Source organism: Planctomycetota bacterium (assembly GCA_016207825.1).
GTDB lineage: Bacteria > Planctomycetota > MHYJ01 > JACQXL01 > JACQZI01 > JACQZI01.
The window spans coordinates 206,401-227,916 of sequence record JACQZI010000007.1 but is presented as its reverse complement, the minus strand read 5'-3'; the positions used below and the strand labels follow the sequence as shown (position 1 = coordinate 227,916).

General features: G+C 47.1%; 22 protein-coding genes. 14 read left to right on the top strand and 8 right to left on the bottom strand.

The genetic code is table 11. The annotated features are described in order from the left end of the window. The first annotated feature begins 95 nt into the window (after positions 1-95). The 4 genes from HY811_02775 to HY811_02760 all read left to right on the top strand — a co-directional run bounded on the left by HY811_02775 (position 96) and on the right by HY811_02760 (position 4,245). The gene (locus tag HY811_02775) at positions 96-1,802 is read left to right on the top strand and encodes a CocE/NonD family hydrolase (GenBank protein ID MBI4833732.1); all 1,707 of its coding nucleotides are present in this window, start codon (positions 96-98) and stop codon (positions 1,800-1,802) included. 53 nt (positions 1,803-1,855) lie between these two features. Further along, positions 1,856-2,302 carry a hypothetical protein gene (locus tag HY811_02770; protein MBI4833731.1) on the top strand — a complete coding sequence of 149 codons (447 nt, stop codon included), beginning with the start codon at positions 1,856-1,858 and terminating at the stop codon, positions 2,300-2,302. Positions 2,303-2,357: 55 nt separating this feature from the next. Then, a complete protein-coding gene (locus HY811_02765; protein ID MBI4833730.1) occupies positions 2,358-3,668 on the top strand; it encodes an aconitase X catalytic domain-containing protein in 1,311 nt (436 codons plus the stop codon). A 142-nt stretch (positions 3,669-3,810) separates the two neighbouring features. Next, positions 3,811-4,245, top strand: a complete 435-nt coding sequence (locus HY811_02760) for a DUF126 domain-containing protein (GenBank protein MBI4833729.1) — start codon at positions 3,811-3,813, stop codon at positions 4,243-4,245. Between the two features lie 108 nt (positions 4,246-4,353). Here HY811_02760 and HY811_02755 read toward each other — a convergent pair whose 3' ends face one another. From HY811_02755 to mnmE, 3 genes are all read right to left on the bottom strand, one after another. Next, a complete protein-coding gene (locus tag HY811_02755) occupies positions 4,354-4,737 on the bottom strand; it encodes a hypothetical protein (protein ID MBI4833728.1) in 384 nt (127 codons plus the stop codon). 748 nt (positions 4,738-5,485) lie between these two features. Continuing rightward, positions 5,486-6,094 carry a dTMP kinase gene (gene tmk, locus HY811_02750; protein MBI4833727.1) on the bottom strand — a complete coding sequence of 203 codons (609 nt, stop codon included), beginning with the start codon at positions 6,092-6,094 and terminating at the stop codon, positions 5,486-5,488. A 208-nt stretch (positions 6,095-6,302) separates the two neighbouring features. Then, positions 6,303-7,688, bottom strand: coding sequence for a tRNA uridine-5-carboxymethylaminomethyl(34) synthesis GTPase MnmE (mnmE, locus tag HY811_02745; protein ID MBI4833726.1), 1,386 nt, complete (start codon positions 7,686-7,688; stop codon positions 6,303-6,305). An 80-nt stretch (positions 7,689-7,768) separates the two neighbouring features. Here mnmE and HY811_02740 point away from each other — a divergent pair, with 80 nt between their 5' ends. The 6 genes from HY811_02740 to HY811_02715 all read left to right on the top strand — a co-directional run bounded on the left by HY811_02740 (position 7,769) and on the right by HY811_02715 (position 13,850). After that, entirely contained in the window at positions 7,769-8,308 is a 540-nt protein-coding gene (locus HY811_02740) for a sigma-70 family RNA polymerase sigma factor (protein MBI4833725.1), read from the top strand. A 33-nt stretch (positions 8,309-8,341) separates the two neighbouring features. Next, positions 8,342-9,379, top strand: a complete 1,038-nt coding sequence (locus HY811_02735; GenBank protein MBI4833724.1) for a hypothetical protein — start codon at positions 8,342-8,344, stop codon at positions 9,377-9,379. 40 nt (positions 9,380-9,419) lie between these two features. Beyond that, positions 9,420-10,307 (top strand): hypothetical protein, encoded by an 888-nt coding sequence (locus HY811_02730; protein MBI4833723.1) that lies wholly within the window; start codon positions 9,420-9,422, stop codon positions 10,305-10,307. An 11-nt stretch (positions 10,308-10,318) separates the two neighbouring features. Next, the gene (locus HY811_02725; GenBank protein ID MBI4833722.1) at positions 10,319-10,843 is read left to right on the top strand and encodes a hypothetical protein; all 525 of its coding nucleotides are present in this window, start codon (positions 10,319-10,321) and stop codon (positions 10,841-10,843) included. A gap of 92 nt (positions 10,844-10,935) precedes the next feature. Then, a complete protein-coding gene (locus HY811_02720) occupies positions 10,936-11,958 on the top strand; it encodes a hypothetical protein (protein MBI4833721.1) in 1,023 nt (340 codons plus the stop codon). A 212-nt stretch (positions 11,959-12,170) separates the two neighbouring features. Then, positions 12,171-13,850 carry a hypothetical protein gene (locus HY811_02715; protein MBI4833720.1) on the top strand — a complete coding sequence of 560 codons (1,680 nt, stop codon included), beginning with the start codon at positions 12,171-12,173 and terminating at the stop codon, positions 13,848-13,850. A gap of 39 nt (positions 13,851-13,889) precedes the next feature. Here the strand turns inward: HY811_02715 and trxB are convergent, their stop codons facing one another. Continuing rightward, positions 13,890-14,855 carry a thioredoxin-disulfide reductase gene (gene trxB / locus HY811_02710; GenBank protein ID MBI4833719.1) on the bottom strand — a complete coding sequence of 322 codons (966 nt, stop codon included), beginning with the start codon at positions 14,853-14,855 and terminating at the stop codon, positions 13,890-13,892. A 2-nt stretch (positions 14,856-14,857) separates the two neighbouring features. Then, positions 14,858-16,027: a cysteine desulfurase NifS gene (nifS, locus tag HY811_02705; protein ID MBI4833718.1), complete on the bottom strand. Its 1,170-nt coding sequence runs from the start codon at positions 16,025-16,027 to the stop codon at positions 14,858-14,860. A gap of 209 nt (positions 16,028-16,236) precedes the next feature. Here nifS and HY811_02700 point away from each other — a divergent pair, with 209 nt between their 5' ends. From HY811_02700 to HY811_02685, 4 genes are read left to right on the top strand one after another with little or no spacing between them, the layout of a single operon-like run. Continuing rightward, on the top strand, positions 16,237-16,476 hold the full coding sequence (locus tag HY811_02700) for a hypothetical protein (GenBank protein MBI4833717.1): 240 nt from the start codon (positions 16,237-16,239) through the stop codon (positions 16,474-16,476). Positions 16,477-16,478: 2 nt separating this feature from the next. Further along, the gene (locus tag HY811_02695; protein ID MBI4833716.1) at positions 16,479-16,682 is read left to right on the top strand and encodes a type II toxin-antitoxin system HicB family antitoxin; all 204 of its coding nucleotides are present in this window, start codon (positions 16,479-16,481) and stop codon (positions 16,680-16,682) included. After that, positions 16,679-17,920, top strand: a complete 1,242-nt coding sequence (locus HY811_02690) for a DUF11 domain-containing protein (protein ID MBI4833715.1) — start codon at positions 16,679-16,681, stop codon at positions 17,918-17,920. Before HY811_02695 ends, HY811_02690 begins: the two co-directional genes overlap by 4 nt. A 16-nt stretch (positions 17,921-17,936) precedes the next feature. After that, the gene (locus tag HY811_02685) at positions 17,937-18,374 is read left to right on the top strand and encodes a peptidylprolyl isomerase (GenBank protein ID MBI4833714.1); all 438 of its coding nucleotides are present in this window, start codon (positions 17,937-17,939) and stop codon (positions 18,372-18,374) included. Between the two features lie 53 nt (positions 18,375-18,427). On the opposite strand, the gene HY811_02680 is transcribed toward HY811_02685, so the two are convergent. The 3 genes from HY811_02680 to HY811_02670 are packed head-to-tail and all read right to left on the bottom strand — an operon-like array spanning position 18,428 to position 21,506. After that, positions 18,428-19,738, bottom strand: coding sequence for a serpin family protein (locus tag HY811_02680; protein MBI4833713.1), 1,311 nt, complete (start codon positions 19,736-19,738; stop codon positions 18,428-18,430). A gap of 29 nt (positions 19,739-19,767) precedes the next feature. Continuing rightward, positions 19,768-20,337 carry an RdgB/HAM1 family non-canonical purine NTP pyrophosphatase gene (gene rdgB, locus HY811_02675; GenBank protein ID MBI4833712.1) on the bottom strand — a complete coding sequence of 190 codons (570 nt, stop codon included), beginning with the start codon at positions 20,335-20,337 and terminating at the stop codon, positions 19,768-19,770. Continuing rightward, positions 20,337-21,506: an aminotransferase class I/II-fold pyridoxal phosphate-dependent enzyme gene (locus HY811_02670; GenBank protein MBI4833711.1), complete on the bottom strand. Its 1,170-nt coding sequence runs from the start codon at positions 21,504-21,506 to the stop codon at positions 20,337-20,339. The genes rdgB and HY811_02670 overlap by 1 nt, the downstream gene beginning before the upstream one ends. Between the last annotated feature and the right edge of the window lie 10 nt (positions 21,507-21,516).

The window sequence follows — 21,516 nt, the reverse complement described above, 5'->3', positions numbered from 1 at the left end:
AATGAGACGAATATCACGAATGTAATTATCTTTTCTTATTTGTGTGATTTGTCTTTGTTCGTGTGATTCGTGTTAAAAGATTAGAAGGTGATTTTATGATAACAAGCTTAACTAAGAAATACGAAGTGGAGCAAAGGATTGATATCAAAATAAGGATGCGGGACGGGGTCAGGCTTTCCACCGACATCTACCTCCCCAAGGGCAAAGGCCCTTTTCCGGTAATCCTAAGCCGCACGCCTTATGGCAACCACGATTCCCTGCGCCTGGTCGCGAAAGTCTGGTTCGCCCAGCGCGGGTTTGTTTACGCCTTCCAAGATTGCCGCGGACGCCACGACAGCGAAGGCGAATGGGAGCCCTTCCGCTATGAGAAAAAGGACGCCTTTGATACCATCTCCTGGCTCGCCAAACAGGATTTCTCAAACGGCAATATCGGCATGATGGGCGGCAGTTACGAAGGCTACACCTCCTGGATGGGCGCCGCTTCGTTCCATCCCAAACTGAAGGCCATTGTCCCGCTTGTAGCTTTGCCCGACCCGGTCATCAACGTCCCTTACCAGAACGGCGCCTTCTTCTGGAATATGATTGTCTGGGGGCTTATGGTCTTCGGCAAGACCAACCAGAACCTCGCCAATATCAACTGGAATAAATTTTATACTTATCTGCCTCTGCGCAAACTCGATGAGGCGGTCGGCATGCAAAGCCGAACCTGGCAAAACTGGATGGACCACCCGACCTTTGATAAGTGGTGGAAAGAGGTTTCTTATATGCATCTATGGAATAAAATTAATATTCCGGCTTTGCATATCTGCGGCTGGTATGATGATGACGGCATTTCCACCTATAAGAATTTCCCAGGAATGAGGGCCCGCGCCAAAACACCCAAGGCGCGCGATGCGCAGAAACTGATTATCGGCTGCTGGGCGCATAAGTTAAATGTCTCGAGCAAGGTCGGCGAAATAGATTTCGGCCCCAAGGCGCTCATAGACATGAATTCCATCATCCTTAAATTCTTCGCCCGCCATCTTACCGAAGAAGTGTATGATAAAAAGCGCGAACCGAGAGGACGAATATTTATCATGGGAGAAAATAAATGGCACGGCGTTTCCGATTGGCCCATTCCCAAGGCAGTTACCACAGAATTCTATCTACATAGCAACGGCAATGCCAATTCATTGCTCGGCGACGGGGTGATGAGCGAGAAAAAACCTTCCACTACCGAAAAGACGGATAGGTATACCTACGACCCCAAAGACCCGGTGCCGTATGTCACCGACCCGATAAGCCTACAGCTGGGCGAAGCCTGCGACCAGCAGGCGATAGAGCGCCGGATGGATGTCCTGGTCTATTCCACGCCGCCGTTAAAGAAGGATGTGATTATCTGCGGCAGGGTGTTTGCCGAGCTTTATGTCTCCACGGATGTTAAGGGCACGGATTTCACCGGCAAGCTCGTGGATGTCTGGCCCAATGGCAAGGCGATTCAACTCTGCGATGGCATCCAGCGCGCGGAATTCAGGAACTCACTGGAAAAGCCGGAATGGCTCTCTCCCGGCAAAGTTTATAAAGTGACGGTTGATATGTGGGCGACCGGGATGCGCTTCCTGAAAGGCCACCAGATACGGCTGGAAATCTCCTCCAGCGCCGTCCCTAAATTTTCTCCGCATCTGAATACCGATACCGACCAAGCGTATGAAACGAAACCCCGCCTTGCCCATCAGGCGGTTTATCATACGAAAGATTATCCAAGCGCATTGGTCGTGGACGTGGTTCCGGAAAAGGCGTTGGGGCCGGAGATTAAACCATGAGTTTTTGTAAGCGGATTTAGCAGATTAAACAGATGATTATTAAGGGCGAAAAGATGAAAATAGATAAAGCATTGTTTATAGGGCGAGAAATCACTAAAATTATATTTCAAAAAGAATCATTGGATTGGTTATTTGTATTTAACGAAGATGCATTTGTCAGGGTTAGTACCCCGTGGAGAATTATTGATACCAAACAAATCAGGCAAGCAAGTGGTGATGAGGGGCATATTTATGGTTTGCCGAAACCCGTGAATGTGGCGAAAAATGTCATGGAAATGCTAAAAGGCAAAAAGATAATCGATTTTAATAATGATATTATAACAGCAGATTTGGTGTTTGAGTTTGAAGGGGGTATTAAAATTCAAACCTTCGGCAATAGTGCAGGCTATGAACCATGGGATATACAATTCAAGAATGGAGATATGTATTTTGCTACGGCCGGAGGGAAAATATATAGAGAAAAATGGGATGAAAATAAAAGAATTGTTATAGAAGAATAATTAACTTGATTTTAAAGTTATCTGCTAAATCAGCTTAATCCGCTTACAGAATTTTATGAAATTAACTGATTCGGAAAAACGGATGCGCGGCGGCGCTGAAGGTAAGGTCGTTGCCGAGGCGATGGATTACATCATCCAGTTCGGCGAGGCGTTCAATGCACCGCGCTTAGTCGATATCTCCTATTGCCACTACCCGGCGGAGATGGGCATCTATTACGGCGATATCGAGGACCTCGTCCGCTACGCCAAAAGGGGCGCCAAGGTTCGTGTGCCGACCACCACCTCCACGCTCTGCGCTGATTTGGAAAAACCCTCTATTACCGGCATACCGGCAAAGCTCGCCCGGCTTCAGGCCGAGGTCGAGCCGGCGCACCGTTCCATGGGCATTCTGGAAACCTATACCTGCACCCCGCAATTATTGGGATTCGTCCCGCCTTTCGGCAGTTACATCGCCTCGGTCGAAAGCAGTGCGATTATTTATTTTAATTCGGTCCTGGGCGCGCGGACTAACCGCGGCGGACTCTTTACCCGCTTCTCCGCCGTGACCGGAAAATATCCGTTGATGGGATATCTCCTCCCTGAAAACCGCTATGGCACGCATCTATTTAAGGTGATGATTCCTCCCGAACGCTTAAAGACTTATGATGCCTGGTGCGCCCTCGGATTTATTATAGGCAAAATAGTTGGGAGCGATATCCCCGTTATCCAATTACCCAAAGCTAACCGCCAACAACTAACAACTGACAACTCTTCCATTTTACAACGAACCGACTTCCTGATTGGCTTCGGCGCTGCTCTGGCAACCTCCGGCTCGGTAACGCTCTTCCATATCCCCGGCGTTACACCGGAAGCGCGGACCGTGAAAGAGGCGTTCAAAGACGGCAAAGTCCCCAAAGACGCCTATGAAATCAGGGAAAAGGATTTAGATGATGTCTACAATCAGGTGAATAATATTGAGCCGGGCGCGGAAATTGATTTCGTCACGCTCGGATGTCCCCATTATAACCTGGCGCAGATAGAATACGTCGCCCGGAAACTGGCGGGCAGGCGCGTCAGGAAAGATGTCCGCTTCTGGATATGCACGAACCGCATGACCAGAAAGCAGGCGGAATATTCCGGCTATATCAAAACCATAGAATCCGCCGGTGCGAAGGTGGTGGCAGATACCTGCCCGGTGGAAAGCCATATGAGGCAATCGACCTGCCGTGAATACGGATTAAAGGTGCCGAATGTCCGGAATATGGTCACGGATAGCGTCAAGATGGTGCGCTATGTCAAAGATTTGATTGGATGCAATACCGCTTTGGCCGATACGGATAGATGTATAGAAAGTGCTTTGAAGGGGAGATTGGTAGAACACGAATAAGACGAATAGAACGAATGGCACGAATGATTAGTGTGATTTGTCTGATTCGTGAGAGTCCGCCCCTACAGGTATTTTAAATAATCGGGCGTCCCCGAATCCCGTCCCGCTTTGCGGGACGGGAGGAGTGGGATGTGGTATAAATATGAACAAATATAAAGTGCGTAAGGTTGTCAGGGGCACCGCCTCCGGCGAGGCCCTTATCTGTCCAGAGAGCTTTTCCTTCCTGGGCGATGTGGATTTAGAGACCGGCGAAATCATCGCCCCATCCAATCCCAATAAAGGCAAAACGCTTAAAGGGAAGATACTCGTTTTCAAGGAATCCAAGGGCTCTTCAGGGGGCTGTGTGGTCTTGATGACGCTGGTAAAGAAACATGCCGCGCCGGCGGCTCTCGTGACCATAAAAGCGCCGGATTATAATTTGACCGAAGGCGCGATACTATCGAAGATTCCGTTCGTCTGCGACCTAAGCCCAAAGTTTATTTCAGAAATCCCCACCGGCACGCATATCCGTGTCGATGCTGACAAAGGCATCATTTCGTACACCCCGCTCCGCTTTGCTTCGGGGACACCCGAATAACAGGGAGCACTCGTAGGGGTGCCGATTGAGTTGATTAGGCGGATTTAGCAGATGATACTATAAAAAATCAATCTGATGAACAGTTGAACTTGTGAACCAATGAACTAACTAGGCCTTTGATTTTCCCTTCATCTTTTCCACTATCTCGAGATAGCGCGGTTCGTTGCGGATATTATCCAAATCCGGGTCTTTTTCCATATGGCGTACGTCGCTATAGCCTAAAAGTATCGCCATCTCAAGGGCTTCGAGCGAATCCTCGATTTTGCCCAGGTTGGAAAGGCTGCAGGCGAGGTTATAATGGACGACCGAATCATCGGGACGCAGGAAACAGAGTTTGCGGTCTATGGTCAGGGCTTTCGTATGGTTTCTCTTTTTGGTGTAGAGGTAGCCGAGGGCGCGCAGGGCTTCCTCGTTATTGGGATTGGAGCGGACCGCCGCCTCGTAGAGGGCCATCTCGAAATCGGAAAATAAATTGTCGTTTTTCTTTACCATTTTATTATTCCTAAGAGTAATTTTACCAATATTTCCCGAAAAGTCAAGTAAAATCAGTGCATGATGAATTTAACGTCCCCGCGTAAATTTAGAGAACCATTGTAATCTGCATTCTGTTTCCTATCATCTTTTAAATTCTCATTTAATCAGTTTTTCCTTAAGGGGTATGGGAGAGGGATAGGTAGTATACCTCTCCCCCATGGCTACCCCACGAATCCGCTACCCATACCTCTCCTTGTCATCCTGAGGCGGGGTAGTATCACCGCATTAGCCGGATATTCCCCCGGCATAGGTAGGATACCTCCCCCCTACCCCTAACCCATTATTCCGGGAGGACTATCCCATTTTCCCGCCCCCCATATGGCCTTTTCAGATTATGGGCTGGGATATAGGTCCGGCATTACCGGGATACCCATCCGGGATAGGTAGGATACCTCCCCCCACCCCCTACCCTATGAATCCGCAAGGGGTATAGGTCTAATTACCTACCCATACCCCACCCCCTATTTTTTAGCCCTAAACGCAATAATTCCCCATAAGATATGAAAGGGGGACTTAAATTCGGCAGAGTAGTATCGTATCGTTATTAACGGGTTAGTTTAAATAGTTTTTCCCGTTTAATCGTGGAACAGGAAAAGTTGTGTTTGATTCAGTCCGTTTTAGAGTTATAGAATATGGGAATGGGTTTATTCGCTAATTCCGGGGGAGAGCTTATTTAATTCAATCTAGTTTAACCCCGTTGACGGTTTTACCCAATACCGACAAGAGAGATAATCTTTTGGTGGATGGAGTTTATCGAGCCGGTTGACGGGATTACCTTATACCTTGCCGGGTTTTCTTTTGCCAGCTTCAGGAATCCTTTCCGCACCTTGGCATGAAACGCTATTTCTTTTTTCTCCATCCGGTCCGGTTTAGTCTTCTTGCGCTTTAATCCTTTTTCCGGATGGATATCCAATATGATGGTTAAGTCCGGCACCGTTCCCTGGGTGGCAATCCTGCCCATATCTTCCACCAGTTTTCTGCCAATGCCGCCGGCAATGCCCTGATACACAATCGTGGATGATAAAAACCTTCCGCAAATGACTATTACGCCTTTATCAAGAGCCGGCTTGATTACTTCATCCACCAGTTGCGCGCGGCTTGCCATGTAAAGGAAGAGCTCTGTCGGGACAGTCATACGGCTGTTTGCCGGGTCAAGGAGGATACGGCGTATCTTCTCGCTTATCGGAGTGCCGCCCGGCTCGCGCAGGTTCAGCACCTTAAAATGTTTCTTCTTAAGGTAGCCTGCCAGCAGTTTCGCCTGGGTGGATTTTCCGCAGCCGTCCGGCCCGTCTATAACAATAAATTTAGCAGCCATTTCGTCCCCACCATCAATCAATGTTAATCGGACGTCCCGATCCCGCTTTGCGGGGTCGGGACAATTCTTTAAAACTCTCTATAAGATACGATTTTTTATCACAGCGTCAATAAATAAAAGCCGTATCGCTTTAATCACACACCCCTTTATCCCCTCTTATTAGAGGGGACTAAAAAACTCCCCTCTGGAGAGGGGGGGTGGGGGTGTGTTACTTTCCTATGCAGAACCTGGCGAATATATTATTCAACACATCCTCCGGCGTAGTTGCCCCGGTGATATTTCCGATATGGTTCAATGCCTCGCGCAGTTCAAAGGCAACGAGTTCTGTTGACGGTGTATTTTTCGCGCGCTTCAGTGCGTCCAAGGCACGTGTTAGATTTTCACGGTAGCGGGCGCTGATGATATAGGGAGCCGATGACTTATCCGTTTTACTCTCTTTCAATAAGCCTTTCAAATGTTTAGCCAGTTCTGTTATTCCGCTCCCCTTAAGCGCCGAAACACGGCAGATGATGCCTTTATACTTTAACTTACGCCGCACGGATTCATCAGTTGCCTTCCCGCCTGACGGCGAGGCAGGCTGGGCGAGGTCGCTTTTATTGATAATGAGCAAGACCCTTTCAGGCGGCAGGCGGCGCAGTATTTTCAGGTCTTCATCGCAAACCTGCCGACTCCCGTCAATGACGAATAAGAACATATCCGCCTGACCGATAACCCCTTTGGTTTGCCGGGCGGCGATTTCCTGGATGCCGGTTTTATCGTTTGTTTTGCCCAGCCCTGCCGTATCAAAGAGCCGGTAGCCATGGCCTTTTACTTTGAAGTCCGCTTCGATAACGTCGCGGGTGGTGCCGGCAAGCGGCATGACCACGGCGCGCTCTTTTTTCAAGAGTCGGTTAAAGAGGCTGGATTTCCCCACATTGGGCCTTCCGCAGATAACCAGAGAGATGCCTTCCTTGAATACGGTTTTCGATTGCTCGCCTTTAAGTAAGCCGGATATTTCCCTTATCAGCTTATCAACGGAATTCCTTATCTCGCCATCCTTAATAATTTCGATATCCTGGTCTGAGAAATCAAGCGAGAGCTCAAGGCGGCTTAAGAGGTCTTTTATGGTTTTATTCAGGCAGTGGGTTTCATTGGAGAAATCGCCTTTTAGCTGATTGACAGCCATGGAGAGTTCGCGGTCGTTACGCGCCTTGATGATAGCCAGGACCGATTCCGCCTGGGTTAAATCCATCCGGTTATTGAGGAACGCCCGGCGGGTGAATTCGCCCGGCTGGGCTAAACGCGCGCCTTTGGAGATGAAATAATCGAGGAGTATCTTAAGGAGCGGCGGCACCCCAAAGGTATGGATTTCCGCGATATCCTCCCCGGTATAAGAGCCGGGGGTTTTCATTATATATAATGTAACGGGAATGCGCACGCCCGGAGATTCCAAAATAAGCTGGCCTTGAATACTGCGGCGGTTAAGGCGCAGGGCGTTTGCCGGGCGGAATGCCTTCCGGACGAGCTTTAGCGCCAAAGGACCGCTAAGGCGGATAACCGCCCCGAGCGAATAGCCGGCAGGTGTTGCCACGGCAATTATCGTATCTTCTGTCATGATGGTTTTATTTTACAACTAAAAATAAAAATATACAATATTTTCGTCTTATCAATCGTTTTAAATACAGCGAGCATTAAATGGCAGAAAAGCCTGATGAGATTCTGATAGGCGAATACAGCAGGGGCAATAAAAAATCCCTTGAGAAACTGTATGAGAGATACCAGATGCCATTGTTTAACTATATTGCCCGCCTGGCCAGTGACCGGGCGCTGGCAGAGGATATCCTGCAGGAGGTTTTTGAGAAGGTGATTAAAAACGCCGCGTCTTTTTCGCCCGCCGGGGATGGCTCTTTTGCCGCCTGGCTTTACCGGATAACTGTCAATCTCTGCCGCGATAAGCAAGGCTCCAAGTGGCATACCGCGGTAAAGCTGGATAATTCGCTTGATTGCGCGGCGGATAAGACCATTGCGGCGGAGAATCCGAAGATGAAGGCGATTGAAAGAGCGCTTGGCGCTCTTCCGGCTGAACAGAAAGAGGTTGTGCTTTTAAGGGTTTATGGTAATATGAGCTTTAAGGAAATCGCCGGGATTTTAGATTGCCCCCTGAATACCGTTTTGGGCAGGATGCATTACGCCGTAAAGAGTTTAAAGAGGCTTACGAGTTCGGAGAGTTTATAGAGTAAAGGCGTTTTAATGCGAAAGGAGAAAACTATGAGAAAAGGATTAAATGGATTATGGCTGGTAATATTGTTAGCCGTCTTGGTGGCGTTGCCGGGCTGGGGCGATTGTGGAAAATGCGATGAGCACAACGAAACCGAATGCGGGACGGATAAAGAATCTGCTTCGGCTGCATCGCTTAACTTTGAGCAGAAATACCAGCAGGCATTCACAGAAATCATGCTGTTGAACCTGGTTAACGGATTGAATCTTACCGATACGCAAATCCCCAAACTAATCGACCTGAATAAGAAAGCGGATAATCTCCGTAAAGAATATGAATCCAAAGCAAACGAGCTGGCCGGAGAAGTGTTAACCGCTTACCAGAAGCTTAAAGAGGCGCTTGAGAAAAACCAGGGCATACCTGAAAATATTGAGCAGAAGGCATTTCGGATGGAACGCCAGATTATAGAGTTGAAAAAGGAGTTTGAGTCAAAATTGCCGGGCTATGAAAAAGAGGCGGAGAAAATCCTGACCCGGGCGCAGCTGGAAATAATAAACACCTTTAATCCCTGCCTGATTCCTCCAAAGAACCTAAAAGACCCGGTCCGTGCCGGACAGGCGAATGATAACGAGATGCTCATGAATCTCTTCCAGCGGATTAGGGAGATTCCGGACGAGGTGTTTGAACGAGATAAAGATAAAATCGTCAGGAAACACCTGGAAATGCTCCAGGAGCATATCGGCAAATTAACCCAGGATGAATATAAAGAGGAAAAAGAATGTTTCCTGGAACTTATTGAAGAAGTGAGAAATATGGATGATGTGGAATTCGAACTCAATGCGCCGGATATGGCGACTAAATATATGGAAAGAGGCAAGAAACTCAAAGGGGAAGACTTGCGCGAAGAGATTATGCAGTTGGAAAAAACCAGGCGCGGTGGAGTGGGCAAGATCGGGCATTTTATTTTAAACCCGGCGATGGCGCCGATTCTGGCGAAGCGTTTGGAGATGATGAAAAACACCCCTAAAGCTGAGCCGGTGGATTTGGACAAGGTTAATGCTACTCCGAAAGAGGGGAGGAAGAAATAAAATCATAACCGGGATTGTGTTTATAAAAGGAGAAAAAAGCATGAAAAGGAAAATTAATCTGGCGTATCTGGCAATAGGCCTCTGTCTTTTTATCGCGGCGGGCTGTTCACAAACGGAAGAGGTAAAAGGGAACCCGAAGCATTCTCCGCAAGTGAAAAAGAAAGCCCCGGAGAAAGAAACGCACAAGGTTAAAGAAAATCCGTCGGGCGTGGAACAGCATATGGATAAACTGAATGCCAGAGCGAGGGATATCGATAACGAGATTAATAAACTCCAGCACGAGAAAGAGAGGATTGATCAGGAAATGCACAAGGTGTCCGAGCGCCATCACCAGGCAATGGAAAAGCAGAAACGGATGGAGATGGAGAAACGCGATATGCATTTCCGAGAGCTTGTAGAGGCAAAAGAAAAACTTGAAATGCATCTTAAAGAATCTTCTAAAAACCCGGATGCCAAAGAGGAAACCGAGCGGCTGAAAGGCGAGCTTAAACGCATTAATAACGCGATTGAGAGTGAAAAGAAAAAGCACATGGAAGAGCAAAACACCGAGGCGAGGATGCGTTTTAACGAGCTTAACCGCCAACTGGAGGAAATCAACCGGCAAAAGACTGAATTGAAGCAGAGGACAAATATGATGAAAGAACATTCCGAGCGGGAAATGGATGAATTGAATAAAAGGGAGAAAGTTGTTCGCACGGAAATGGAAGAGCTTAAAAAATGGCATGAGGTAGCCAAAGAAACAGCAAAAGCACCCCGCGAACATTCCCTGGAAATACGAGATGCACTTGAAAGCCTGGAAAAACAACGCAGGGAATTGGATAACAAAGTCGATTCCTTACAGGCGGAAATAGACAAGAAATACGCCGAGATAGATAAAAAGACCGAGAGGCTCAATAACGAACTGGAAAAACTGGAAAACAAGCGTTAAAGGAGGGCAATATGGCGGAATGCGCTGAATTTACTAAATATGGATTGCTTTATTATTCGGGAGAGCTTTCTGGGGATGAACTTGCCTCGTACGAAAAACACCTTACCATGTGTGCGGTATGCCGTAAAGAGATGGAAGAAGCCGGGGCGATCATTGATAGGATTAAATCAGCCGGCGTCATGTCGCCTTCGCCGGAGCGCGCCCGGGAAATCAGGCGGATGATTAACCGAAGCGATTTTTCCATAAAGCGGGTCTTTTGGGCGAGTTTGAGCACGGCGGCGGCATTGCTGATAGCGCTTTTGCTTTCCGTTCCGAAACCGGATGATTACGAAAAGAACGGACAACTGATGCAGTCGGCAAGCGAGGAAGGCCTTAAATGGAAAAACGGGATTGACAGCGAAATTTCACTCTTAAAATATAAGATAGCCTCTTTTGAAAAGGCAACGCTCAGCGCGGAATCAACCGAATGGGATGAATTCCTGGACGAGATGGAAGACAATATCAACGAGCTTAATGAACAGATAGAAGAAATGTGAAGCTCTACTGCGGTATTAAAAATTATTGAGCGATACCCCGTCCCAGCATACGCCGGGACGCGGGTAATATTTATGTATAGAAAGGAGAGCTTATGGGAAAAGGACTGATATGGCTGGCAGGGGCGGCGGTTTTTATGCTCCTTTGCCTGGGGGCGGTTCAAGATGCGTTTGCCCAGCCCGAAATTGATGAGTCGGACGAGCTGGATGACGAGGATTTTATGAATGATGATTTGTCTCTGGATGACGAACTTTTACTGGAAGATGAAGAGGGCATTGATGATATGGAAGAGCCGGAGCCAGACCCCAAGGAGCCCCAGAAGATTAACTTGGGTGAGATAGAGGAGTTTTACAACAAATTCGACCCGTCAAGGATGGAGATGCTGCGTAAATTGCGAAAGGAAAATCAAGAACAGTTTGAAAAATTGTTAAAACAATCGTGGGAAGAAATGCAGATGCTGAAAAGGCTCAAGCAAGAAGCTCCCAAAGAATTCGAGCGGATAATGAATGAACGAAAGAAAAACAAGCCCGGAGAGCAAAAGCCCGAAGATAATAAGAAACGCCCGCAAAAACCGGAGATAAATAAACCGACCCAAAAGAAACCGGCTGATGATTTTCCACAACTTCCGGACGATAAGATGATGCCGATGGAAAAATTCAGCCCGGACGACGTCATGGCTTTCCTGAAAGAATTCCGACCGGAAGTGGCCGAGGAACTGGGAAAGATTAAAAATGAGGACCATGAAATGTATTTGCAGATATTGCGCCAGCATTCAAGGGAGATGCAGGAGGTGCAAGAGATGAAAAAGCGCGACCCGAAACGGTATGAGCAGTGGGCTAAACAGCAGAAAAAAGAACGCAGGATACGTGAGCTGGCGGATAAATACCGGCAGTCAAAGGATGATAAAGAGAAGGAAACCGTTAAGGCGGAAATGGCAACTTTGCTGGGGGAAGCGTTCGATATGATGGAGCAGGGCAGGGAAGACGATATCAAGCGGATGGAAGAAGAGGTAAACAAGCTTAAGGAAAAAATGAGGAAAAGGAAGTCCGAAAAGGAAAAGATTGTCGGGGAAAGATTAAAACAAATACTCGGCGAAAAGGAAAACTGGGATTGGTAATTGTTTTTAGGTGAATAAGTAAAACCCGGGAAAACCGGAACAGCCGGATCCCGGGTTTTTTGTTGTATAAAATATTTCTAGGGTTTTATAAGATTTTTTGAACCAATCACGTTTTTATACGTTTATATATATAGGGATGACAAGGAATAATCGTTCAGAGCTTGACAAACTGATAAAAACGTGTTAAAATTGAGTTTTGAAAGGAGGCGGATATGGTAACTCAAAGACAAAACATTCCGAAGGATCCATCACAGGATGAAGTGGAAATTGCAGAAGGGTCGTTAGCCGAACAACTGGTAACCCAAAAGATTGATTTCGGCGCTTGGTTGCAATCGACTATTAATACCATGGGGATTCCATTGTTGATTTCACTTTTTGTCCACGTTTTCGGTATCGTTATCTTGGCAGCTCTGATCGTAGCTGAACCGGTTGTCAAAACGGAGGAAATTAAAACGATTAAACTGCCTCCACCGGTGGAAGAAAAACAACTGGATATGGAACTTCCACGCGACGTGATCGAAAATAATAAACCGCCTAAGGATGACCAGGTATCGGAAACAGATCCTGTCTGGAAAGATGCCGAGGAATCGGACCATAACGAAACAGCCGACGACGAGGATTTTAATGAATCTAAAGGCGATAGCTATGATTTCGTTTCTGATAAGCCTCTTAAAGGGGCTGGTGTTTATGATATGATGGGAGTAGGTGGCGGAGCGGGTGGTCGTTACGGTGGTCCCCGTGGCGGTCGCCGGAATTTAGCCGCAAAGGGTGGTGGCGGCAGGAATGAAAGCGCGGTTATGGCCGGGCTTTACTGGTTAGCCAGGCACCAAAATCCGGATGGTTCATGGGGCGCTACCGCTTTCCAGAATCAATGCAAAGGAGGCCGTTGCAGTGGAACCGGTCAGACTGAATTTGATGTCGGGCTCACCGGATTGGCTCTCCTGGCTTTCACCGGAGCGAATTATAGCCCCGGTTCAATCGGGCCCCGTGATACTTTTGGCGGAATAAAATTCGGCGATACCGTGCGTAAAGCCGCTATGTATCTTAAGGGAATTCAAAAGGCAAACGGAATGTATGGTGAAAATTCCATGCTTAAATTTATGTATAATCAGGGAACTTGTTCATACGGCATGTCCGACCTTTATTGCGTCATGAAAGATAAGGGTGAACCGGCTGTAAATGTATTCAAAGATACCGCCCTTAAAGGAGTCCAGTGCATTATCGATTCGCAGAACGACGGCAAGGCATGGCGTTATAAACCGAAAGACGGTGATAACGATATGTCGGTCAGTGGTTGGTGTATGATGGCGCTAAAAACCGCCGAAGAGGGGGGATTGATTAAAGTCCCGCAAACCGTTTGGGACGGCGTAAAAGCGCATCTGGATGATGTTACCGACCTTGGCTACGGCGGCGTCGGATACCGTGAAAGAGGCAATGTTGCTATCCTCGGTTCAGAAAAAGAAAAATGGGATAGCGGACAACTTTATACTCCGCCTTCGTTAACGGCCGTCGGTATCATGTGCCGTATCTTTATGGGGCAGAATAGAAAAGATGCGGTAATTGCCAATAGTGCTGCGATGCTGGTAGAGGGCGGCAACCTTCCAAAATGGGATGCCAATCAATACGGTAAAATAGATTATTATTATTGGTTCTACGGCTCCTATGCTTTAAACCAGTTTGACGGGCCTAAAGGTTCTTGCTGGGGTAAATGGGAAAAAGAAATGCTTCCGGTGGTTATCAAGAGCCAGAAAACTAAAAGCGACGGTTGTGCAAACGGAAGTTGGGATCCGATTGATCGCTGGAGCCCTGAAGTCGGAAGGATTTATTCGACTGCTATCGCTATTCTTACACTGGAGGTTTATTACAGGATAAGAATTGTCGAAGGGCATTAAACAATCTATTTTTGCTTAGAATTAAAACCACCCTGGAAATTATTCGGGGTGGTTTTTTATTTCCTCAATATAATGATAGGCATTAACTGCCGCCACAGCTCCCTCTCCACAAGCATTGACCACCTGCCGTAAGCTTTTCTTAATAACGTCCCCGCAGGCAAATATGCCTTTTACGGATGTTCGCATCTCGCTATCCGCGATTACGTAGCCGTCTTCATCCAGCTTGAGAAAATCTTTTCCGTTTAAGGTAGACTCTATCTTGGAGGAGAGAAAACCAGTATTAGGAATATAGCCGATGAAGACGAATATCCCTTCAGCGGGCAGTTCCCTGATTGCCCCGTTTTTTACATCTTTTATTTTAAGTCCGGTTATTTTATCTTTACCCAAAATACTTTCGGCTGTGGCGTTCCAGATGAATTGCATTTTCGGATTGGCAAAAGCCTTTTGCTGGATAATGGGGGTGGCGCGCAGTTTATCGCGGCGGTGAATCAACGTAACCTTGTTGGCAAAATGGGTTAGATAAAGCCCTTCTTCAACCGCCGTATCCCCTCCGCCCACAACGATTACCTCCTTTCCTTTAAAGAATGGTGCATCACAAGTCCCGCAATAAGATATTCCGTGCCCGGTAAATTTTCCTTCGTCTGTAATACCGAGTGTTCGTGGCATAGCACCGGTGGAAATTATCACAGCCAGACTTCGGTATTCCGTGGAATCTGTTTTAATTAGGAATGTATCGTTGTCCTTTTCTATTTTCTTTACCTCGGCATTGGCGATTTCCAGCCCGAACTTTTTGGCTTGCTTTTCCATCAGTTGTGCCAGGTCATAACCATTGACGCCGTCCGGGAACCCGGGGTAGTTTTCCACTTTATCGGTCAGGGCAATCTGGCCGCCTGGCGAAAGTTTTTCCAGGAGTATTGTTTTCAACAATGCCCGGCTGGCATACATCCCGGCAGTCAGGCCCGAAGGGCCGCCGCCGAGTATGATGATATCGTAAGTTTCTGGCATGTTTATTTCTTGTGGTATAAGGGCGACATCTGGCGCAGTTTTGAAATGATTTTCATCATGCATTCGATGGTAAAATCGATATCCGCTTCGGTATTGCTTTTTCCCAGGGAAAAGCGGATCGAACCGTGCGCCTCGGCGACCGGCACTCCCATGGCGCTTAAGACGTGCGATGGTTCCAGGCTTTCCGAGGTGCAGGCCGAGCCGGAAGATACGCAAATCCCGAAACTGTCCAGATTGAGAATAATGCCTTCCCCTTCAACATATTTGAATGAAATATTAAGCATATTGGGCAGTCTATTTGCTGCGGCGCCGTTAATCCGGATATCTTCTATGTTATCGACAATTCCTTTTTCAAGGCGGTTGCGCAACGAGCTTAAGCGCCTGCCTTCGGCATCAAGATTAGATTTTGCGATTTCTATCGCCTTGGCGAGCCCAACGATACCCGGCACGTTTTCCGTCCCGGCACGCCTGCGAAATTCATGATGCCCGCCATACTGGATAGGAGTAACTTTTGTTCCATGCCGGATAAATAATCCTCCAATTCCCTTAGGGGCGTATAATTTATGTCCGGAAAAGGTCATTAAATCCACAGGTAATTTATCCAATTCTGTTTTAATCTTCCCCACGGACTGCACCGCATCCGTATGGAATATAATTTCATGCTCCCTCGCAATCCTGCCAATTTCTTCGATGGGCTGGATGCTTCCGACTTCGTTATTTGCGTGCATGATGGAAATCAGGATGGTTTCCGGCCTTATGGTCTTCTTCAATTCTTCCAGTAAGACCGTCCCTTGTCCATCCACCGGAAGGTAGGTGATTTCGAATCCCTCTTTTTCCAACTGGTGACAAGTATTAAGAATGGCGTGGTGTTCTATTTTGGAAGTAATGATATGCCTGCCTTTTTCCTTATTGGCGCGTGCCGTCCCAAAGACGGAAAAATTATCGGATTCCGTCCCTCCGCTGGTGAATATTATTTCTTTTGGTTCACATTTAAAGTAATCGGCTATCTTCTGGCGGGCGGATTCGACCGCATCGCGCGCAATACGTCCTGCCTGGTGGAGACTGGAGGCATTGCCGAATTTCTCCATGAAATACGGTTTCATTGCCTCCAGCACTTCCGGATGAACCGGCGTGGTGGCTGAATGGTCCATATAAATAAGTTTTGTCGACATCGCTTTTAAGTTTTACCTGAAATAGTCGGTTTTGTCAAGAACAAAAAACGCATCAGTTAGCTTGTTACATTAATTAAGAGCAGTAAATTACTTGATTATCACGTTGAGTAATAATAAAATAATGCGTTAGTGTTTAAAGAGAAAACAAAAATATGTGTATTTTTTCACCAAGACACAAGATAAAAAGAGTTTTCTGGGCTATTTCCCTCATGTTAATAGGATTGTATATCCTGCTTGCAAACTATGGAATAGCCGGCTTTTCTTTTGAGTTCTCACGCGATTGGCCTGTTATTCTTATCGCCTGGGGGATTCTTAAAATCATCGATGCCCTGGCTACGCCGGCAAAAACTGAGGATTATTTTAAACACAATGATTGGGTCAAGCCGCATATCGAAGAAATAGTGGAAGAAGTGCTTAAAAAAGTTAAGGATGAAATAAAGCGGGATTAAACATGAAAACACATAAAGATTTTACCATCGTTATCGAACAGACAAAAGATGGCACCTATATCGCTTCTGTTGCCGAATTGAAAGGATGCTGTGCCGAAGCGAAAACTATGGAAGAGCTTCAAGAACTTATAAAGCTTGCCATCAAACAGCATTTGGGTGACAAAGACGCCCGAATAAATCTGGAAGATAAAAAAGGCGATAAATGAAATGTTTTGAATGGACGATATTGATTCTGGTGGTTTTAGCCTTATTTTCTTGTAAGAAAGAAATTCCCAAAGAGCCGCAAGATCAATCTGTTTCGATGCAGCCGAACGACCAGGTTCCTTCCTCGCCTACGCAAAACAATAATCCTTCGGTGGATACCACTGCCAGGCCTGACGAACCCCAGGTTTCCGTTATTAAAGACGGTCCGGAAGAAGTAAGGCTCGGGCAGAACGCCGCGTATATTTTAACTGTTGTCAATACCGGCAAGTCAATCGTAAAAGATGTTGTTCTCCTGGATAAAATCCCTGCCGGAATGAAATATAATGATATTACAGGAGGAACGGTTCTCCGATGGGATTTAGGCGATTTATTACCGGATGAAACCAGGAAAATTACTTATATGCTGGGCACCATTGGGACCGGCATCTTTACCTCGCAGGCAGAACTTTATATCAATAGGGAATTTAAATATCAGCTGTGTTTTACGATAAAAGTCGTAGCGCCTGAGCTTAAGCTTTCAATTGGAGGCGAACGGATTTGTTATCTTAATAAAGCAATATCTTATACAATTACAATAAATAACAACGGAGATGGTTCGGCCAAAGAAATCCAGATTGTTTATACAGTGCCTGATTTTTTGGAATATATTGAATCCTCGCCGCGCGGGGTATTCAATCCCAAAAAAGATGACTTTCCGGCAAGCGTTACCTGGCGGCTTGATAATATCGCACCCAAGGCAAAAACCGAGCTTTTCTTAAAACTTCGCGGAAAGAATTTAGGAAGAGTCGTTAATTCGGTTAAACTGTCTTCGTTTTCTTCCGAACCGCCGACTATAGCTTCTTTGGAAGCGACAGCTTCGCTGATAATCAGCCCTGTTCCGGAAATGAAAATTTCGCAATATGATACGGATGACCCGCTTAACGTGGGCTACCAGACTACCTATGTAATCGAAATGCGTAATGAAGGGACCAGCGCTTTCACTAATATAATTCTAAAAAGTAAAATACCTCCGGAGATGGAGTTCAGCAATGCAGACGGTCCTTCAGGTTATAAATTGGATAACATTACCGGTGAAGTTGTTTTTGAAACCATCCCTATTTTAGCCGTGGGCGATAAACTGGTTTATAAAATAACTTGTAAAGCAATAAAAGCCGGTTTAGCCAGGCATGTTGCTACGGTAATATATGACCAGTTCAGGGCTTCCTTTACCGATGAAGAAGAAACAAATTGCTACGAGTAATTAAAAGGAAAAAATAATGGCACAGGCAAAAAGGGGCGATACCGTTAAGGTCCATTATACAGGGAAACTCCAAGACGGTTCTGTTTTTGACAGTTCTATAAAACGCGAACCCCTGCAATTTACCCTCGGTGCCAGGCAGGTTGTGCCGGGCTTTGAAGAAGGCGTCCTCGGGATGGATCTGAACGAGACTAAAACCGTGACCATCCCTCCGGAAAAAGCCTATGGGCAGCATTACGAAAAAAGGGTGGCAACTTTTCCGCTCAAAGAGCTTCCTTCTGATATCAAGCCGGAGCTTGATAAAATGGTGTATTTTACCCAGCCGGATGGAAGACGCGCTGGTTTTAAAGTGACCAAACTGACCAAAGACAGCGTCACCTTTGACGGCAATCACCCTCTGGCCGGCAAGGCCTTGATTTTCGAAATTACGTTGGTGGAAATAGTTCCCGCTTGCTAAAAGAAGAACCCCTCATCCCGTTTTCAGGCAGGATGAGAGGTTTTTTATGTTGATTATTTGGTCGGGTTCGTTATCCTTCCTAGGAAAAGCACGCTGTCGGTCCTTAGGTCTCTGATAAAGAATATGAATGGCCGGTCAACTGTGAAAAACTCCGGCGGCGGAGGCATGCTTTTCGTCTCGATAATCACGGCGGTTGCCGCAGCTGCTTCGGTGCCTTCTTCATTTACCTCGACGAACGCCTTGTGAATCACGTTAGAAATATATAAATCTTTCTTGCCGTTCAGGCCGGAAAAATCGGCCGTCATGCTGAAAGCATCCGACATGCCCATTTCCTTAAGCGGGTCCGAAAGCTCAAACTCGCAGGTCGTTTTAAACTTGGGCAGTGAGACATGGACTTTTGTTTTCCCCTGGCTTTTCAGCCCTTCGGCCAGGCTTTTCATATCAAGCGAGGATTCCAATTCCGAAAGCTCCGTGCCCTTTTTGGGCAACAATACCACCATGGCGATTTCGTTCCCTTTATAAGGGATTTCCAGGCACTGGAAGGTGTCGTTTTTGAAATAGTTAAATTCTGTTTGTTTGTGCATCATGGGCGTCATGATTTTCTCATCCTGGGAAACGTAAAATTCGCCTTCCTTGGTGAGTTTTTTATCGAACTCTTCCGCCCAGGTGCCCTTGAAATATATTGCGTTGGTTAAAACCAGCCTGGTCAGCTCGGTCAATATGTTTTCTTTTATAAGCTCCTTGATTTTGTCATTGGTCTCTTTTTCCACCCAGGCATTGATTTCCTGCCGCGCCTTTTCCTTGTCCATGGCATAATCGACTTCCATTAGCCCCGCTCCGTAATATTTCCGGGAATCGGCCAGGAACCCTTTAAGCCAGAGAACGCCTTTCTGCCCCCAGAGCGCGTTGGCGACGGAAAGCTGGTATCCGGAATCCTTACCCGGTTTTGTCCTGTTCAAGAGTTCGGCAAACGCGGCGTGCAGCTTTTCCTGCTTCCATTCCTCCGGGAAGCAAAGCGTAGATTGCATCTCCTCTTCGGTCTTGTTCCGGGCGCCCGCGTAGGTCATTGCCAGCGCCGTGGAAATGCTGTAAGGCGAAAAGAAAATATTGCCTTTTTCCTGTCCCGCCAGGTAGTCATAAAGATTGAGCGCGAATTCGGTGTTGCCGGCGACCAGCGAGCTTATATCTCCGCTTTTCTCTGTCGGAAGCGGTTCTTTGGTGGTCGGCACATCGCTTTTTACCGCCGGTTCCGTGCTTTTATCCGTTACAGGGGTGGTGCTTTCCGCAGGCTCTTTCTTGCAGGTGATGGCAAAGCACATCGCCAAAACCAGCAGCAGTCCCGCCATTATCAGTGTCTTTCTCATAGGGTTTGCTCCTTTCTATAATTAATAGGTTAAATCCGCAATTTCCTGATCGCCTTTGCCCGGTGGCTGATGCGGTTTTTTATCTTTTCCGCCAGCTCGCCGAATGTCTTATCGAACCCTCTCGGGATGAATAACGGGTCATAGCCGAATCCTTTTCCTCCGGTAGGCGCCAGCGCTATGATTCCTTTGCAAACAGCCTCCGCTGTTTTTATCCTTCCGTGCTTGTTTATAAATACCGCCACGCATCTGTATTGCGCTTGTCGCCTGTTTAAAGGGATTCCGTCCAGCGCTTTCAAGAGTTTTTTATTATTCAGTTTGCTATCAGCATTAGGTCCCGCATAGCGCGCCGAATAAATGCCCGGTTTATTTCTTAGCGCTTTGACTTCCAGCCCGGAATCTTCCGCCAGGGTCGGCAAACTGGTTTTCCGGAATATTATCCTCGCTTTCTTTAAGGCGTTGGCTTTATATGTCTTCCCTGTTTCCTTAACTTTCGGGGCGTTCGGGATTTTATCGAGTGATATCAGATTGGCGCTTTTCCCCAGAATCGCTTGTATTTCTTTTAGTTTACCTTTGTTACGCGTGGCAATGATTAGTTCCATTAAACATTTAAACCTTTAAGCCTTTTTATCGCCTTTTGTAATGTGGCTTCGGAAACGGTCAGCGATACCCGGAAATAACCTTCCCCATATTTGCCGAAACCGATTCCCGGAGTCACCAGAATCTCGGTCCGTTTCAGGAGCTCCTTGGAAAACGCCATGGAGCCTTTATTATCCGGCACCGGCACCCAGAGGTAAAAAGTTGCCTGCGGCATTCGAGCGTCCCATCCGATGTCCTGCATTGTCCGGGAGAGCATTTGGCAGCGTTTTTCGTAGATATTGCGTACACGCGCGACTTCTCCCATCCCTTTGGAGAGCGCCGCGATGCACGCCCTCTGGAACGCCACGAAAAGACCTGAATCGACGTTAGTCTTCAATTGACCGACGGCCTTCACGATACGCTCGTTTCCGGCAAGCCATCCGATGCGCCAGCCCGCCACGTTAAACATCTTGGTGAAGGAGCGCGTTTCTACGCCCACTTCCTTGGCGCCCGGGATTTCCAGGAATGATACCGGCTTTTCCTTGAAATAAATATCGTTGTATGCCGCGTCCTGGCAGATGGCGATTCCGTGCCGGTTCGCGAAACGGATTGCCTCCCGGTAAAACTCTTTTGTGACCACGGTGGTCGTCGGGTTGTTCGGATAATTTAAAAGCATCAATTTGGCTTTACGCAAGACCGCGGGGCTGATTGACGATAAATCCGGTAGGAAATCGTTCTCTTTAAGCAGCGGCATAAAGTGAACTTTTCCGCCGGCTAAGATAACGGATGAAACATACATCGGGAAACACGGGTTGGGCAGGAGTACCGTATCGCCCGGATTGACCAGCGCCATCACCAGGTGCGAAATCCCTTCCTTGCTCCCTATTAAAGACCAGACTTCGTTTGCCGGATTGATATTTACCTTAAGCTCTTTTTTATACCAGGCGCTAATCCCCTGGCAGAAATTCCTGGTTCCCTGGTAGGGCGGGTAGCGGTAGACCTTCTGGTCGCTCAAATGCTTTTTTAGCTCGTTAATGATAAACCTGGAAGGCATCATATCCGGGTCGCCTACCGAAAGGTCTATCAAGTCTTTTCCCTGCGAAACGAGTTTATGCTTTACTCGGTCCAGCTCGTCAAATATGTAAGGCGGGAGATTCCTGACCCTTTGTGCGCGCAAATCTTTCGCAATCATAAAAAGGAGC